Below are 2,415 nucleotides of genomic sequence, written 5' to 3' on the forward strand. Positions count from 1 at the left end.
CGGTGAACCTCGGGTGGAAGCTGGCACAGGTGATCAAGGGCACGTCACCGGACACGCTGCTCGACACGTATCACGCCGAGCGCCACCCGGTTGGCGCTCGCGTGCTCAAGACCACGATGGCGCAAGTTGCSCTGCACCGCGAGGACGATCGCACGCTGGCCGTGCGCGACATCGTGGGCGAGCTCCTCAAGATGGAGGAGCCGCGCAAGCGAGTCGCTGCGGAGATGTCCGGCCTGGGCATCCACTATGACCTTGGCAAGGGCCACCCCCTGCTCGGACGCCGCATGCCCGATCTCGACTTGGTCTCCGCGATCGGCCCGCTGCGCGTCTTTTCCCTGCTGCATGGTGCCCGACCGGTGCTGCTCAACGTCGGTGAGCTCGGGAGCTTTGACATCGCTGCCTGGGCAGATCGGGTTCGGCTGGTCGACGCAAAGTACATAGGTACGTGGGAGCTTCCGGCAGTCGGGGTGGTCACTGCGCCCGACGCGGTGTTGATTCGACCCGACGGCCATGTTGCTTGGGTCGGAAACACACCTCGGGTCGGGCTCGTCGACGCACTGACCACCTGGTTCGGGCCGCCCGCGGCGGCGTAGCGCATCCGGCTCGATGGTGCGGCGCGACAGGGCAATCGTTGCCTTCTGTCTCGCTTGCCGTCAGCTAGCGTGCGGGACTCAGTGGCGCCCGGAGAAGGCCCTGAATCAGGGGCTCCGAATAGAACTCTCCGCCGCTCTCACTGCCCGCCACAGCGGCACCGGCGCCATCGCATAGCCCCTGACGCGCTTGAAGCCACGGGCGTAGAAGGCCGCGATGACCGTCACATCGCACTGGGCATGAGGGTCTCCGCGTCGCCTTCGTGGATCCAGGGATCGCGCTCACAGCAAAAGGGCCGCGATGGTAGCCGCGGCGCCGCCTCCGATATGCTCCCGCCCCAGTTGTACATACAAGTGGAGCATTCCCATGACGACCTATGACATCGTCATCGCCGGCGGCGGCGTGTCGGGCCTGTATTGCGCGCTGCGCCTGGCCGACGCGGGCCACCGCATCCTCGTGCTCGAAGCCGCAGCCGACCGCTGGGGCGGACGCATCGAGACCGAGGACATGGATGGCTTCATCGCCGAGTACGGGCCGATGCGCTTTGAGCCGACCCTACAGCCGCGCTTTGCCGCCCTGTGTGCCGAACTGGGCGTGGGCCTGCTCGATTTCTCCGGCCCTTCATCGGATCAGGTCAGCACCGATGACACCGACCTGCCCGAGGCCGAGCGCGGCCTGAACTCGCTGCAGCTGCTCAAGCGCGGGGTCATGCTCATCATGGGCCGTGCGCCCGATGACCAGGCCTGGATCGATGCRCTGACGGAAGGCGACTACATGCGGCTGCGCAAGCACGCCCAGCTGCACGGCCAGCCGCTGTGGGACATGGGCTTCTGGAACGCGCTGTCGGCGCAGGGCATCCTGAGCCACCGGGCGCTGGTGAAGCTGCGCGACACCGGGACCTTCTATCACATGATCCCGGAGAACCTGAACGCGGCGGAATGGATCATCTGGTGGCTGCGCGCGCTCAAGACCGTGGGCCAGCAGCTCGCCAGCATCGAGGGCGGCTCTGCCAAGTTGACCGAAGGGCTGCTCACGCGGCTGCGCGGCCATGCCAACGTGACGCTGGCCGGCGGCCACAAGCTGATGGGCGTGCGACCGGTGGAGCTGGGCAAGCCGACGCTGGCCCTGGACGTGGCGACGCAGAACGGCGCCCTCACGCTGCGCGCCGAGCGGCTGATCCTCGCGCTGCCGCGCCTGCCGCTGCTCAAGCTGACGCGCCACCTGCCCGAGCACATCGGCTCGCAGCTGGACTGCGTCAATGGCTTCCCGATGCTGAAGGTCTTCTTCGTCTGCAACACGCCGTGGTGGAGCTACGGCCAGGCGCCGCAGCAATACGCCAACTGCATGCCGACGCGCGAGATCCACTACTTCCGCCGCGCCCCCGAGGCCGACGCCGACGGCCACGGCATGGTGCTGCTCTACATGGACCGCCCGTCCACCGAGTTCTGGCGCCACTACGTCATCGATGGCGACCGCCACGACCGCGCCGAGGTGGACCAGAACGCGCGCATCGTCGATGCCTTCACCCTCTTCGTAGCCCGCGACGTGAAGCGGGCGGCGGATGCGAATGCCGAGTCGGCCTTGAAGTTGACCGACAACGCACGGCGCGTCTTTGGCGACCTGAGCCTGGCCGAGACCAGCCAGTACATCCGCAACAGCATCATCACGTATGGCATTCGCGACTGGGCCCGTGCGCCCTACGGCGCGGCCAACCACGGCTGGCAGCCGGGCGTGCGCTCGTGGAAGGTCATGGACGCCTTCAAGGCCTTCGATTTCGGCAGCGGCGCGCGCAACTTGCACATCGTCGGCGAGGCCTATTCGGAC

At 67.3% G+C, this 2,415-nt stretch carries 2 protein-coding genes; both read left to right on the top strand.

The genetic code is table 11. The features are described 5' to 3' along the window. A partial coding sequence (locus ACXJKR_RS29910) for an aromatic-ring hydroxylase C-terminal domain-containing protein (protein WP_457325933.1) occupies nt 1-593 on the top strand: 593 nt, incomplete at its 5' end. 364 nt (nt 594-957) lie between these two features. Beyond that, nucleotides 958-2,415 (top strand): flavin monoamine oxidase family protein (locus ACXJKR_RS29915; protein ID WP_457325934.1); only part of this gene is annotated, 1,458 nt, incomplete at its 3' end.

The sequence above is a fragment of the Roseateles sp. P5_E11 genome, assembly GCF_054049355.1.